Annotated in this window: 10 protein-coding genes and 1 riboswitch; of the genes, 1 reads left to right on the forward strand and 9 read right to left on the reverse strand. The window is 29.2% G+C overall.

The genetic code is table 4. From position 1 onward, the window contains the following. Positions 1–41: 41 nt before the first annotated feature. The 4 genes from SCHRY_RS02580 to parE are packed head-to-tail and all read right to left on the reverse strand — an operon-like array spanning position 42 to position 6,921. Positions 42–815, reverse strand: a complete 774-nt coding sequence (locus SCHRY_RS02580; protein ID WP_016338910.1) for a hypothetical protein — start codon at positions 813–815, stop codon at positions 42–44. Beyond that, positions 763–1,566 (reverse strand): ATP-binding cassette domain-containing protein, encoded by an 804-nt coding sequence (locus SCHRY_RS02585; protein WP_016338911.1) that lies wholly within the window; start codon positions 1,564–1,566, stop codon positions 763–765. The genes SCHRY_RS02580 and SCHRY_RS02585 overlap by 53 nt, the downstream gene beginning before the upstream one ends. A gap of 42 nt (positions 1,567–1,608) precedes the next feature. Further along, positions 1,609–4,956, reverse strand: a complete 3,348-nt coding sequence (gene parC / locus SCHRY_RS02590) for a DNA topoisomerase IV subunit A (protein WP_016338912.1) — start codon at positions 4,954–4,956, stop codon at positions 1,609–1,611. Between the two features lie 24 nt (positions 4,957–4,980). Next, positions 4,981–6,921 (reverse strand): DNA topoisomerase IV subunit B, encoded by a 1,941-nt coding sequence (parE, locus tag SCHRY_RS02595; RefSeq protein ID WP_016338913.1) that lies wholly within the window; start codon positions 6,919–6,921, stop codon positions 4,981–4,983. Positions 6,922–7,048: 127 nt separating this feature from the next. On the opposite strand from parE, the gene plsY reads away from it, so the two are divergent. Next, positions 7,049–7,894: a glycerol-3-phosphate 1-O-acyltransferase PlsY gene (gene plsY, locus SCHRY_RS02600; RefSeq protein WP_016338914.1), complete on the forward strand. Its 846-nt coding sequence runs from the start codon at positions 7,049–7,051 to the stop codon at positions 7,892–7,894. Between the two features lie 30 nt (positions 7,895–7,924). Here plsY and typA read toward each other — a convergent pair whose 3' ends face one another. From typA to SCHRY_RS02625, 5 genes are all read right to left on the reverse strand, one after another. Next, entirely contained in the window at positions 7,925–9,760 is a 1,836-nt protein-coding gene (gene typA / locus SCHRY_RS02605; RefSeq protein WP_016338915.1) for a translational GTPase TypA, read from the reverse strand. Between the two features lie 74 nt (positions 9,761–9,834). Continuing rightward, complete coding sequence (locus SCHRY_RS02610) at positions 9,835–13,080, reverse strand: ABC transporter permease (RefSeq protein ID WP_016338916.1); 3,246 nt, start codon at positions 13,078–13,080, stop codon at positions 9,835–9,837. A gap of 75 nt (positions 13,081–13,155) precedes the next feature. Then, positions 13,156–13,824: a 5'-methylthioadenosine/S-adenosylhomocysteine nucleosidase gene (mtnN, locus tag SCHRY_RS02615; RefSeq protein ID WP_016338917.1), complete on the reverse strand. Its 669-nt coding sequence runs from the start codon at positions 13,822–13,824 to the stop codon at positions 13,156–13,158. Continuing rightward, on the reverse strand, positions 13,824–14,918 hold the full coding sequence (locus SCHRY_RS02620; protein WP_016338918.1) for a nicotinate-nucleotide adenylyltransferase: 1,095 nt from the start codon (positions 14,916–14,918) through the stop codon (positions 13,824–13,826). Before SCHRY_RS02620 ends, mtnN begins: the two co-directional genes overlap by 1 nt. A gap of 25 nt (positions 14,919–14,943) precedes the next feature. Continuing rightward, positions 14,944–15,633, reverse strand: coding sequence for a hypothetical protein (locus tag SCHRY_RS02625; RefSeq protein WP_016338919.1), 690 nt, complete (start codon positions 15,631–15,633; stop codon positions 14,944–14,946). Positions 15,634–15,759: 126 nt separating this feature from the next. After that, a riboswitch (TPP riboswitch) is annotated at positions 15,760–15,861 on the forward strand. The last annotated feature ends 9 nt before the right edge of the window (positions 15,862–15,870 follow it).

Here is a 15,870-nt window from a genome sequence, read left to right on the forward strand (position 1 = left end):
TTAGCACTAATTTAAAAATTAAAAAGAGGTCAATAGACCTCTTAATTATCTCATTTAAAAATTCGTAAATTAATTCATATGCTAAGCGCTGATAATAATATTAATCCCCCAATAATACTAAAATAAATTCCTAATCCTAATGGACTCGTAATAACTGTCGCGTAACTACTGGCAAAAGCCATTGGAATAAAAACAACCATTATAAAGGCTCCCCCAACAAAAATTAAACTAAAAATTGTTGAAATTAAAGTTTGCATCGAACGTGAATGAACTAAAACAACAAAAATCAAAATTAAACAAGTAACAAAAATCGTTGAGAAAATTGATAAAAGAAAACCTAATAAAGTAATTATTGAAAAAACACTGGCAAAATTTAATTTTAAACTAGCGGTAATAATAAGGCTTGTAATTAAAACTAACAGATCAGTAATAATAACAAGTGTTAAACAATAAAATAATGATATTAAAATGAAACCAAATGGTTTGATTCCTAATAGACCTATTCGTTTATAAATCACTGACATTTTTAAATCTAATAAAAATCCAACAATAACATAAATTGAAATGGCGCTACCAATCGCAATAAAGGTAATCCCTAATTTTAAATCATAAAATCCTCTTATTCCATTAAAAAAACTTTGAAAAAGAATTGCTAAAGGAATGATAATTAAAGTAAAAATCGCAACAACTTTCTGACGTTTTAAATAGTTAATAAAAAAACGATATAACGCTAAAATATTAATATTTTCACTAACTAATAAACTATTTTTTGTTTTTATCAACGTATTTTTTTCACTGTTTGGCTCATTTATCATTTGACACCTCCTGATTTAAATTATTATTACTAATATTAGTTGGTTGAATTTGATATTCTTTAAATTTTTCTTTCACAAATTTTTCAACTGTCCCAAATTCGCGAACAATTTCTTGGACATTACTAATTTTTTGAATAACACCATTCATCATAAAAATTAAGGTGTCACAAAAATTTTGAATTTCATCCATATTATGGGAAATAATAATTAAACCTTTTTCTTGATTGCCAAGAAATTGCGATAGAAGTTCGTAAATTCGTTCTTTACTTTCCAAGTCTAATCCAGTTGCTAATTCATCAAGAATAATTAAATCAGGGTTAATAATTAACGCTAATAAAATATTAATCCGTTGTTGTTGCCCACCAGATAATTTTGAAATGTCTTTATTCATCAATTCTTTAACATTTAGAGTTGTTAAATAATTTAAAATTATTTCTGGTTCTAAATATAGTTTATAAGTTTTTAAATAGAGATTTAAAATATCATAAGCCGTTGTCCCTTTTGGATATTTTGACTCTTGCAACTGCATTCCAATGCGAACCCCATATTCTTTTAATGCTTGACCGCTGGAAGGACGACGTAACTGTGCTAAAATTTCACATAAAGTGGTTTTCCCACTCCCATTAGGACCAACAATTCCAATTCGATCACCTTTTTTTACCTCTAAATTAATATCTGATAAAACAGGTTGATGATTATAAATTTTTGAAATATTTGTTGCTTTGACTAAATACTTATTTTCTTGTTGCATTTTGACACCTTCCTTAATAAAGTAATTATAACCAAAATTTAGCTATTTTTTCTCTTTTAATAAATCATCAAGGGTAATTTGCAATTCTTTTGTTTCACCAATTGCCAAATCATTTTTAAATTGCGTTTTATCAACTTTTTTGCTAGTTGGTTTTTTATTGGTAAAATCAACTTTAATTAATTTTTCCGGTCCTGGTGATTTAGAGTTTATTGTCTTTTTAGTAACTAACTTTTCAACTGTCGTTGTTACTTTTCCAAATGATTTTAACTTAAATTTAGTTGAACTAACATCTTTGTTATCCTCTTTTATTTCTGGTTCTTTAACAGTTTCAGGTGTTGGTGAAATAGTTTTCGCAGATTTTAGCTGCTGTTTTTCTTCTTCTTTTTTAGCTAATAATTTCCCAACCGTTGTTGTTACTTTTCCAAATGATTTTAACTTAAATTCAGTTGAACTAACATCTTTGTTATCCTCTTTTATTTCTGATTCTTTAACAACTTCAGGTGTTGGTGAAATAGTTTTCGCAGATTTTAGCTGCTGTTTTTTTTCTTCTTTTTTAGCTAATAATTTTTCAACTGTCGTTGTGCCAGTTTGTTTTTTTACAATAATATCATCATGACTATCAATATGATTAACTGTGACAACCGAATCTTTAATTTTTACTTCTGGTTTTTCTTTTTCAACTACTGGTATTGGTGAAACATTATTACTAGTTATTTTATCGTCTTTTTTAACAGAATCGTTTAAATCTATCATTATCTTTTGTTGCGGGTTAAGGTCAACTTCATCATCATTTTTACTAACAGGTGATTGCTCTTTGATTGCTTCTTTTTCGCTTACTACTTTATTTGGCGTTGCAATTGGACTTTTTCCTGGTGTTATTGATGATTTACTTTGCTTTTGATTTGCTACAATCGCTTTTTTAACCCTAACTTGGCTAGGATGCTTTGGCTCACTATGATTTACAGTCGGACTAACAACCGAGGGGATTTGTTTTAAATCATAAAATGTTGGAATTACTGCATTGATAATGTTTTTTAGCTCAAATTCACCAGCTGGTAACGCTAACCCTGAAACAGGCAATTTATCAACTTTAAAAACATTAATTTCATCATTAGCATTTAGAACATTTAATGTATCTTTATTTTTTGCAATAAATAATCATTTAACTAATTCGGGATATTTTTTATTTTGTTTAAAAAGACGAGTCCCTTTGATTGGTCGAGCTGATAACGCTAATTCAGTTGTTGCTAATCGTTTTGCAGTTCCCTGATCGGTCAACAAGAAAATTGAGTCATCTTTACAATATCCAGCATTAACGACAATATCATCTTTTAAATTAATCGCCTTAACCCCACCTGTTCGTAACCCTAAAGTCGGGATTTCACTAGCTTTATATTTAACAGCAAAGCCATTTGCTGTTGCAATAATAATATATGGTTGTTTTGTCACTAATTGGGTGTTAACAACTTCATCATCACCTTTTAAGTTAATGGCACGAATTGCTTTACTAATTCGCGTTGCCATAAAATCAATAACGGCTGTTTTTTTAATCATCCCATTTTTTGTGGCTAACATAATATAAATATCAGGTTTATTAAAGTCATTTAATAAGTAACAGCCAATAATTTTTTCTTCTCCAGGTAATTCTGAAATTGTATTAACATGTTCACCAATATCTTTAATTTTTGAAACCTTAATTTTATAAATCGGAATAATAACATAATTTCCTTTTGAAGTTATTAATAATAATTTGTCTAATGTATTAGCTTGCAAATCAGCAATTCAAATATCATTTGGCTTACGTTTAAAATCTTCATTTGCTAAACGTGCTAGTTGATTATTCTCTAATGCTTTAATATAACCATCATATGATACTCAAATATTTAAATCTTTTTCAATAATTGTTTCGGTTTTTTCAATTTCAATTGTTTCAATCTCTTCTTCAATTAAAGTGCGACGAAGAGTATTAAACTTTGTTTTGATTAATGTTAATTGATCAACAATAACACTATTTAATTTATTAATATCACTTAAAATTGCTTCTAATTCTTTAATTAAATTTTTTAATTCTTTTTGTTCAGCTTGTAATTGTAAAATATCTGTTGATGTTAAACGGTATAAACGTAACTGAACAATTGCTTCAGCTTGTAATTGTGTAAATGAAAACTTTGCCACTAAATTTTTAATGGCATCTTGGCGATCTTTAGAATGACGAATGACAGCAATTACTTCGTCTAAAATGCTAACTGTTTTAATTAAACCATCAACAATTTCTAATCGTTTATTTGCTTTTGCTAGTTCAAATTTTGAACGGTTTGTAACAATCTCTTGTTGGTGAGCAACATAGTAACCAAGGATTTCTTTTAATCCTAGTAATTTTGGTTGCTTATTAGCAATTCCAACAATATTAAAATTATATGAAACTTGTAAATTAGTATTTTTTAATAAATATTTTCGCACTGTTTCATAATTTGCTTGTTTACTTAATTCAATAACAATTCGTAATCCTGTTCGATCTGTTTCATCCCGAACTTCTTTAATATTTAATCCTGGTTCATTATATTTAATATCATCAATTTTCTTAACCAAGTCTTGTTTAACAACTTCATAAGGGATTTCGGTAATAACTAAATTATTATTTTCATTTGTAATTTTACTACGAATGATAATTTTTCCTTTTCCCGTTTGATAAGCATCAATGATTCCTTGTTTTCCTTGGACAATTCCCCCGGTTGGAAAATCAGGACCCTTAATAAATTTTAATAACTCTGATAAACGACAAGTTGGTTTTGATAAATAGAAAATTGTTGCATCAATAATTTCTGGTAAATTATGTGGAGGGATATTTGTCGCATATCCTGCCGCAATTCCTGTCGCCCCATTAATTAATAGGTTTGGGAATAACGCTGGTAAAACAACTGGCTCTTGTTCAGAATCATCAAAGTTTGGGATAAAAGCAACGGTTGCTTTTTCTAAATCTTGTAATAAATAACTAGCAACTTCACTTAATCTTGTCTCAGTATAACGCATCGCTGCTGCTGGGTCCCCATCAATTGAACCATTGTTCCCATGCATATCAATTAATGGATAACGCACTTTTCAATCTTGTGATAAACGAACCATAGCATCATAAACAGAAGTATCGCCATGCGGGTGATACTTCCCAATTACTTCCCCAACAATCCGCGCTGATTTTTTATAGCTAGAATTAAAAGTTAAATTTAATTCATTCATCGCAAAAAGAATCCGACGTTGAACCGGTTTTAAACCATCACGAACATCAGGCAAAGCTCGATCTTGAATAATGTATTTGGCATAACGACCAAAGCGGTCTTCCATAATATCATTTAAAGTATAAATTAAATTTTCTGGTTTAACATTATCACTCACAATGGTGGTCTCCTTTCTTTTCTTTTACTGTTGAATAATTGTTGGAAAATCATCTTCTAAAGTAAATTTAACATTTTCATCAATTCATTCTTTTCGTTTTTTGGCGTCATCACCCATCAAGGTTACAACTTTTTTATCAGCTAATAAAGCATCATCAATTGTTACGGCAATTAATTGGCGTGTGGTTGGGTCCATTGTTGTTTCTCATAATTGCTCGGCATTCATTTCTCCTAATCCTTTATAACGTTGTAATTCAAATTTATCTTTAATTGTTTTTAGTTTTGCTTTTAATTCGTTCTCATCTCAAGCATAATCAATTTGCTTTGTTTTAGTATTAAAAATTTTAAATAATGGTGGTAAAGCAATATAAACACGATTGTTTTCAATTAAATCTTTCATATAACGATAAAAGAATGTTAATAATAGTGTTTGAATATGAGCCCCATCCGTATCAGCATCGGTCATAATAATGATCTTACCATAATTGGCATCATCAAGGTCAAATTCAGTTCCAACCCCTGCTCCAATGGCATTAATCATCACATTAATTTCTTCATTTTTTAATAAATCTTCTAGTTTTGATTTTTCGGCATTAATAACTTTTCCTCGTAATGGTAAAATTGCTTGGAATTTTCGGTCTCGTCCTAATTTCGCACTACCCCCAGCTGAATCCCCTTCAACTAAAAATAATTCATTATCTAATTTATTTTTACTTTGGGCTGGTGTTAATTTTCCTGTCAATAAACGCTCCGAATTTTTTTTCTTATTACCACGAGCAGCTTCACGCGCCTTACGGGCTTCTTCACGAGCATTACGAGCCAATAAGGCTTTTTCAATAATTCCATAAGCACTAGTTTTATTTTCGGTCATTCAAAAACTAAATTGACTAGTAACAATGCTTTCAACTGCACTTTTGGCATCAACAGTTCCTAATTTTCCCTTTGTTTGTCCTTCATATTGAATTAAATTTTCTGGGACTTTGACTGAAATAATTGCTGTTAAACCTTCTCGCGTATCAGTTGAATCTAAGTTTTTATCTTTTTCTTTTAATAACCCTTCTTCTTTACGGGCATAGTCATTAATTACCCTTGTTAAACCACTACGGAATCCAACGACATGTGAACCACCTTCACTTGTTTTAACATTATTGGCAAAACTCAAGAGGTTTTCATTAAATTCTGTTGAATATTGAATTGCAATTTCAACATCAATATTTTTTTCATTACCTTTTAATAACATAATTGGCGTAATTGTTTTTTTACCTTCATTCATAAAGGTAATAAATTCTTCTAAACCGTTATTGAAAAGATATTCAACATCTTTTTGGGTACGTTCATCGTGTAATGTTATTTTTAACCCACTATTTAAAAAGGCTGATTCACGAATTCGTTCAGAAATTGTTGAAAAAGAAAAATCAATTACTTTAAAAATCTCTGGATCGGGAACAAAATGAACTTTTGTTCCTGTTTTCGTTGTTGTTCCAACTGTTGTTAATTTTTGGCTTAGTTTTCCCCCATGTTCAAATTTAATTTCACTAATTTTTTTATCACGATAAATCACAACATTAAAGTTAACTGATAACGCATTAACAACTGAAGAACCTACCCCATGTAAGCCTCCAGCAGTTTTATAACCATCACCGCCAAATTTACCACCAGCATGTAAAATCGAAAAAATTACTTCTGGGGTTGATTTTCCCGAACTATGTTTACCAATTGGGACTCCCCGCCCATTATCTTGAACAGTAATTGAATTATCCTTATGAATTATGACATTAATTTCATTACAAAAACCAGCTAAGGCTTCATCAATTGAGTTATCAACGATTTCTCAAACTAAATGATGTAAGCCACGAATATCAGTTGAACCAATATACATCCCTGGGCGCTTACGAACAGCAGCTAAACCTTCTAAAATCTGAATTGAAGATTCATCATAATTTGTTTTTTTTGTTTGCTCACTCATCTATAGAACTTCCTTTTTTATCTTTTTCTTTAATAATATTATATTATAACTGTAATATTTACAAATATTTTAAATTAATTTATTATTATAGTATACTTAAGAAGATTTAAAAATAGAGGTGAAGAAAATGGATATTTTTGGTATTATTGGCACAATTATTGGGTCAATTATCGCTTATTTAATTGGTTCTTTTAGTTGATCAATTTTAATTAGTAAATTAATGTATAAAGTTGATGTCCGAGATTATTATTCAAAAAATGCGGGGGCAACAAATACAACCCGCGTTTTAGGAAAAAAATGAGGATTAGCAGTAACTTTCTTAGACATGGGAAAAGTAATTGTGACAATGTTTATTGTCTTTGGAATTAGTTGCATTAATATTAATGATGTTAATTTTGAGGCAACTAGTTATTATATTCCTGCTTTCTTTGTTTTAATTGGACATTGTTATCCAATTTATTACCGTTTTAAAGGAGGCAAAACAGTTGCTTCATTTGGGGGATTATTATTAATGGCAAACCCTTATTTGTTCTTAATTGCCGCAGGAACTTGATGAATTACAATTTTTATTTGAAAACGGGTTTCGGTTTCGTCAATTCTAGCAGTATTTTTAGTAGCTTGTTTATGCTGGATACCACAAATTAGTGGTATTAATGTTATTAATTTTGATGGAAGCTTATTAGCTGATTCAAAAATTATTTGATTTAACCAATTTCACCACCTTGCTAATAATTATAATAACTACTATGATAGTTTAGCATTAATTAATATTGTTATTGTTTTAGGAGCAATTTTATCAATTGCTCGCCACCATCAAAATATTGCCCGTTTATTAAAAGGAACAGAACCAACATTTGATTTCAAGAAAAAATCATCTTTAGCCAGCGGGGAAATTAGCCGTGGGGACAAGAAACCAAAAAAAGTCGCAAATCAAACAAATAACAAAGAACCAGAAATTGTTTCAAAAAAATAAAACTTAGGATTATCCTAAGTTTTATTTTTTTTATTCAACTGGTGTTTGCTCTTGTTTTTCATATTGTTTTCGTTCACTAGCATTTAATCATTTCTTACGTAAACGAATACTTAATGGCGTAATTTCAACTAGTTCGTCATTTTCAATAAATTCTAATGATTCTTCTAAATTCATAATGATTGGTGGTGATAAACGAATTGCATCATCATTTCCAGCTGATCTAGTGTTAGTTAACTTTTTATTTTTACATGGATTAACTACTAAATCATTACTACGACTATGAATTCCAACAATCATTCCTTCATAGACTTTTGTTCCTGGGTTAACAAATAAACTTCCCCGTTCTTCTAATGCCCCTAAAGCATATGCAGCAGTTATCCCGAATTCATTCGCAATTAATACCCCATTACCACGACTAGGGATTTCGCCTTTATATTGTTCATAACCACTAAACTTACGAACTAAGATTCCTTCGCCATGGGTCGCATTAATAAATTCACGTTGATACCCAATTAATCCACGGGTTGGAATACTATATGTAATTTTAGTATGGGTTCCAACCATATCCATATTTAACATTGTTCCTTTACGTAAATTTAATTTTCCAATTACTGTTCCTGAATATTCATCGGGAACAGTAATAATCACTTCTTCCATTGGTTCTAATAAAACATTACTATCATCACGGCGAAGAAGAACCTCTGGTTTTGAAACAGCTAGTTCAAAACCTTCTCGACGAAGATTTTCTAATAAAATCGATAAATGTAATTCCCCTCGTCCTGAAACACGGAAACCATCAACACTTGATTCACTTAAAGGTTGGACACGTAATCCCACGTTAACTTCTAATTCTTTTTCTAAACGTTCTTTAATATTACGTGTTGTAACAAACTTTCCTTCTTTTCCAGCAAATGGTGATTTATTAACTAAAAAGTTCATTGCTAATGTTGGTTCTTCAATTGTAATTGGTTCCATTGCGACAACATTATTTTTATCACAAATTGTATCCCCAATCGAAATATCACTAATTCCAGCAATAATAACAATATCACCAGCAACAGCTGTTTCTTTTTTAATTCGTTTTAATCCTTCATAAATAAACACGCCAGTAATTTTCCCTTTTGCTAATTGTCCATCATTTTTAACAATTGCCACTTCTTGACCATCACTAATTGTGCCAGCAAATAAGCGCCCAATTCCTAACCGACCGATATATTCATCAAAAGCTAAGGAACTAACTTGCATTCTTAACGGTTCACTAGTTAAATCAGGATACGGCGTAACATGATTAATAATTGTTTCAAATAACGGAATTAAGTTTTCTCCTTGATCGGTTAATTCTTTTTGCACAATTCCTTGTTTAGCAATTCCATATAAAACTGGGAAGTCTAATTGTTCGTCAGTTGCTCCTAAATTCATAAATAATTCTAACGCTTCATTAACAACTTCAGCTGCCCTTTGATCTTTTTTATCAATTTTATTAATTAATAAAATTGGACGTAACCCTAATTCTAACGATTTTTGCAGTACAAAACGCGTTTGTGGCATTGGCCCTTCACTTGAATCAACTAATAAGATTACTGTATCAACTGTTTTAATAATTCGCTCAATTTCTGATGAAAAATCAGCATGGCCAGGGGTATCAACAATATTGATTTTATAATTACGATAGTTAATTGCACAGTTTTTTGCATAAATTGTAATTCCCCGTTCTTTTTCTAAGGCATCGCTATCCATTATCAAGTCAACAATTTGAGCATTCTCATGAAAAACTCCACTTTGTTGTAATAAAGCATCAACTAATGTTGATTTTCCAGCATCAACATGGGCAATCACGGCAATATTAATAATTTTTTTATGTTCCATTTTTTTCTCCTCAATTATCATAACTAATTAATTATACTTGATATTTTTGAAAAAAGATAACGAATTAATTAATCTTATTTTGTTAAATCAACTAACCGTTCGCGGCGTAGACGAATTAAAACAATCATAGTAATTGCACTCGTAAGAATAAATAAGGCTAGAATAACAATCACAATACTTTGTCATGAAAAGACTAATTCAAATAATAATCCCGTCAAGGAAAAGATAAAACTCGTTAGTAATTGCCAAGCATAGAACGAAATTAAGAACGGCAGTCCTAGCCCAATCGCAAATGCAATTAAATATCATGATAAAACATAATTCATAATTTTAAAATTGCTATAACCCATTCCTTTTAATGTTGCCATAATTCCTTTATTTTCCTCAACTACAATATTAATTAAGACAATCAAAATAAAGGCTATAATAATAAAGGTAAAGAAGGCTGTAATTTGAATTAACAAGGTGGCATTTTTAAAGACATTTTCCAATGAAGTTTGTAATAAATCAAGGGGCATTAAACTATTTGCATTGTTTAAAATTGCCGTTGCATATATTACCGAATCATTTTGGACCTTATTTGCTATTGGGGTAAAGTAAATATAATTTTCTGGTTTCAAACCATTTTTTGAATAAATTGTTAAATAATGCTCTGGTTGAAAACCTTCTGTCCGTTGGGAAATCAACCGATTGTGACCAAAAGTACTTTTATCAGGTTGATCAGGAATACGGTCAATTCCTAATAATTGCCGAAGAATTTTACTATCCATATAAATATTATTGGTTGTAGTATCATTATTTGTATAGCCAACAACTTGTAATAACGTTGTTTGATAATCTTTTGGTGAAGTTTTAACTTTTCATTCAAATGCCCTATCAAGGGGTAATTCATTACTATATCATATTTTTTTAGAAACAACGATTGGAATTGCCGTTGAATTGGGTAATAACTTAAAAATATCATTGACATAACTAGTATTGTCAGCAAAATTATAATAATCGGCAAAGTTAGTTTCTTGATCTAACCCAATAACAGTAGCTTGGCGAATTTTACTATTATCTTCTAATTGTAATGGTTCAATTGGGGTTGATAATAATGGTAACTCATCATTAGAATCATAAATAAATTTTCCAAAACTTAAATTTGGGATTGATGACTGTAATTTGGCATTTTGTAAATAAGACTTAATTTTGGCAAACATCTCTGGTGTTGTTGCTTGTTCAATTATTTTTAATAACCCATCAAAAGCCTTACTGTTAATTACTTGTTTTAAATAATCCCCATTAAGACACTTATTCATCATTGGTTGAGAAATAATTTTAATTATTTCCGCCAATGGTCTACTCTTACCCTCTTGGTCGTTTTGATCAGTAAAACTAATTGGCATATATGTATTTGCTCATTCTCATGAACAATCAAAATTATCCTCTACCAATGTTGCTGGGAAGATTTCTGAAGATGGAATTCAATTATAATTAAAACTACTTGGATCAGGATTTATTTCTAATTTATCATTTGCTAGTTGATATGAAAATTGAAAAGGAATATCAATTACTTGAGTTGTTTTTTCGGTATATGGTGTTCGAACACTAGCAACATATTTGTTAAACAAATCAATTGCATTAAACTCAAAAAATAAAACTAAGGTTCCAAATAAGAAAGTTAATAAGGTTGTAATCCATTTCGTAATTGATTTTTGGGCAAAAGAAGTCGCAATTTTGACGCCAAATGGTAAGTAAAATAATGGTTTTTTACGAATTGTTCTAAATTTTTTTCCAATTTTAAGACTATTAAATTGTTTTTGATTATTAATTAACGTTAACGGATTTTTATTTAATAAATTAATGGTAATTAACATTAAAATCATTATAAAAATTAACGGTATAGCAACAATAAAAACCCCAAAAATAATTCAATTGTTATAAAAAACACTAAATGGTAATAAGGCAAATGGTTTGTATAAAATAATAAAATAACTGGCAAACCCAAAGGCAAAAATATAACCTAAAATTGAACCTAAAATAATTGTTAAAACAATTGGAATAATAATACTAAAAGCTAATTGCCAAGTGCTATAACCAAGAGATTTTAAAATCCCTAGTGTTTGTTGTTGAGCAGCAATATCACGCTTAATAAAAAAGTACATAATCGTTAAAATAACCAAGCTTGCGGCAAAACAAACTACCGCAAAAATAATATAATCAATCATGATTAAAATTTCTTGCTGTCCGGGTTCACCAAAATCATCATATTTAGCAATTGTTTGATTTCAAGTTGTTGAAAAATAGCTAGTTATTAAAGTATTTAGCTCTTTAAAACTATTATTAAAATTATCATTATTACCAAAACGAATATAAGCTTGATAATTATTTATTAATGCCGGATTATATTCAAAAATATTTTTAAAGTCATTGTCGGTCATATAAACCAGCGCAAAATTAGTAGAAGATGAGCCATTATAATTACCATTAATTGTTCGAAACGCTTCTAGCATTAAATCACTATAACGATAACCATTACCGACAATTTTAAATTGATTTGCTTGATCTTCTTTCACCCCTAAATCAATTAAAGCATTATTGCTTAAGCCAGTTTTACTCATAAAATAACTATTAACAAAAACTTCGCCATCACTAATACTAATAGCTGTTTTATTACTATTACTAATATCAACTCGGTTCAAGTTATCATTACTTCACAATTGATTTATGCTATGATGAAAAGCGTTAATTAGATGATATGTTGTCTCATTGATTGTTAAATCCGCACTATTATCAACCATCATTTCTCAATTTAATGATTTTTTTGTTTGAGAATCTAAACTAGTTGCTAAAATATTTTTTAAACTATAAATTAAATAATTGCAATTTACTCCCTTGAATTCATCAACAAACTGTGATAATGATTTATCAGGTTTAAAAGTTAGGTTATGTTGACTAATAAAAGTTCATAATTGGTCAGCAATTCCTTTTTCGGAGTCAAAACAAACTTGGTTATTATTATTTGTTTTATCAATAAACTCTATTCAATCTGAAATCATTGTTTTTTCATCAAAGTTAGAAAAACCAATTCAATCACTTGCTAAATCATTGTAGCTACGACTATTTAAATCCATTTTATTTAAATTGACATGTGTATCATAACGAATTGAATTTTGGACTGCGTTTGTATATAAGACATCTAACTGAGTATTATAATTAAACATCCCAGCAAAAACCCCAACTGATAAAATTAACAAAAAAAAGATTGATAAATAGTTTAATAGTTTCTTTGAAATATACTGTAATGAATTTTTAATTAACTTATTGATAAAATTCACCCTCTTCCCAAGAAAAACATATTTATTAAGATTAAAAAGTTTTTTATAGTTTACTAATTAAATTATAATAAAAAGTTAACAAGATAACATTAAATTATCAATAATATTTTTAATTTTTTTACTTGCTAATAATAGATTATTTTTAAACTCAACTTTAGAATTAGTTGGGGTAAAAACTTGATCACTAATAATTTTAACAGCAACAATTGGGATATTAAAACTATAAGCTGTTTGAAAAAAAGCTGTTCCTTCCATATCACTGACAGTAATTTCGATTGGCATTGCTTGTAAATGTGCCAAGTGGTTAGGACTATTAATAAAAACATCACTTGTTCCTAATAATCCCACTTTAACATCAGGAACAATCTTTTGTAAACAAGTCATTAAAGTTTGATCACTTTGATAACCAAATGGTTCTTGGGGGATTTGACCTAATTGATAACCAAAAACTGTTGCATCAGCAAAAGTATAATAAGCTTTTTCAATAATAACAACATCTTGAATTTTAACAGTTGGGATTAAACTCCCTGCTGTTCCCAAATTAAAAATTTTACTAATTTCAAAAGTTTTAATAATTGTTGTTAAAGCAATTGTTGCATTAACCTGCCCAATCTTTGTAATAGCAAATAATCAATCATCTTTTTGATAAACTTTTAAACCATTATTATTGTGAATTAATTGTGGTTCTAAACTTGCCAATGTTTCGCCAAGTTCTTCGGCCATTGCACTAATTACTAATTTCATTAAGATTTTCCTCACTTTGAAATTGTTTTAATAATATTCTTACCAATCGCCAGAAGACCATGCTTGGCAACTGCGCATTGATATTGCATAATAATTAATTCCTGAAATGTTTTTTCTAAATTAATTGTTGATAATTCACGATAATATTCAACCCCATCATATTGACGTTCTTTTGAAATTTTATCAGCAATAAAAGTAACCATTTCCAATTTTGTCATTGATTGATGACCAACAGTATGTCATTTGATTGCTGATAAAATTTCTTCATCGTTAAATAGTAATTCATGTTTTAAATAATAATATGCACTATAACCATGCCATGTTGGGATTGGTTCACTAACTAATTCCGGGGCATATTTTAATAAATAGGCTTCCTGTTTTTCATTTGACCATTGTTTTGTGACATCATGCCATGTCCCAGCAATTAAAGCTTGCTGGGGATTTAAATCATAGATATTAGCTAAATGTTGGGCGGTTTGACCAACATTTAAACAATGTTGGTAACGTTTTTCATCCATTTGTGATTTTAATCGTTCTGGTAAATATAATAAATGTTCATTAATATAATCATTAATAACTGGAATTTGTAATGCTAAATTTTTACCTGCCCTTAAATCTGTTGCCGCTAAAAAGTTATTATTTATAAAAGGAATGGTAATAGCTTGATACTTTTGTAGTAATTTCGGAGAAACTTCTTCCAAACGCTGTAAAATAATAAATGTTTGAATTTTAATTAATTCGTTAATATTATTTCATTCCCCTAATTTCGGTAACTGATCAGAACCAATAATAAAATAAAATTCAATATCAGGATAACTTGCTTTTAATTCAACAACTGTTTCATAAGTAGTACTTGGTTGGTTATTTTTTAATTCAATATTATTAATTTTGACATACGGAATATCACTAACTGCTAAATTGATCATTGCTAAACGATCAGCAATTGGCGATAATTTTCTTGTTTTAAAAGGATTTTGGTTAGTTGGAATTATTCAGATTTCATTAACCGGTAATGTTCTTTTAACTAATTTAATAATTTGCAAATGGTCAGTATGAAAAGGGTCAAAACTCCCACCAAATAAAGCTACTTTCATTCTCCAAAATCCTTTCTGTTTTAACTTATTTTTGTTTAATCCCTAATTCTACTAAAACATCTTCAACAGTATCACGCACAATTTTTTGTAATTGATCAATTGATAAAGTAATCGTCATTTCATCATCCCTTTTTTTAGGATCTTTTTTTGTCTTTCCCCCAGGTTTTGATTTTTCAAGCAATGTTTTTGGAGCAAAAACCTTTTCCCCATTAGCATTAATAATTACTTCTTCCTCATCAAGTTGTTTTTCAATAATTTTGTTATTTTTATACTTATGATCATCACGGTGTGAGGCATTAATTCTTGACATAATATAGTCCATTCTATCATTAAAATTACGTTCTTTAATTTGATTTAGCATTTGCTGAAACTCATTTGGCTGTGCTGTTGCATTATCACGCAAGTTTTTTAGTTGCTCTAAGCGTTCTAATAGATTTTCATGCTCATTCATATTTGATTCACTTTTAATGACATTAATCTTATTACGAGCCTGTTGTAAAATATTTGAGATATTTTCTGGTTTGCCTTTTTTTGGAACTACCTCACCAATCACATCAGTAGTTCTTACAACGGTAGTTGGATTATTATCACTTGGTTCATCATAATTAAAATGAAAACCACTAACTGCTTCAATTTCGTCATCATATGAGTGAGCTATTTTTAAACTTGTAATTTCACTCTCTTTAAGTTTTTTTCGTTTGAATCAGTTTTTCATCACAATATTTTTCCTCATCTAAAAGTTTTAAATTCTTATGCGATTATTTTATCAAATTTTTTAGCGCAAAGCATTAATTAACTTAAATATTCTTAATTTTATTAAGAAATAATGGTATGATAAAATGGTAATTGACAGAGGTAACTTATCTTGAAATGATAAGTTTGAGAAATACTCTTAGAACCTGATCTAGTTGATACTAGCGGAGGAAGTTCAAATTATTGCATATATCGCGAA

This window comes from Spiroplasma chrysopicola DF-1 (genome assembly GCF_000400935.1).
GTDB classification, from domain to species: domain Bacteria; phylum Bacillota_I; class Bacilli_A; order Mycoplasmatales; family Mycoplasmataceae; genus Spiroplasma; species Spiroplasma chrysopicola.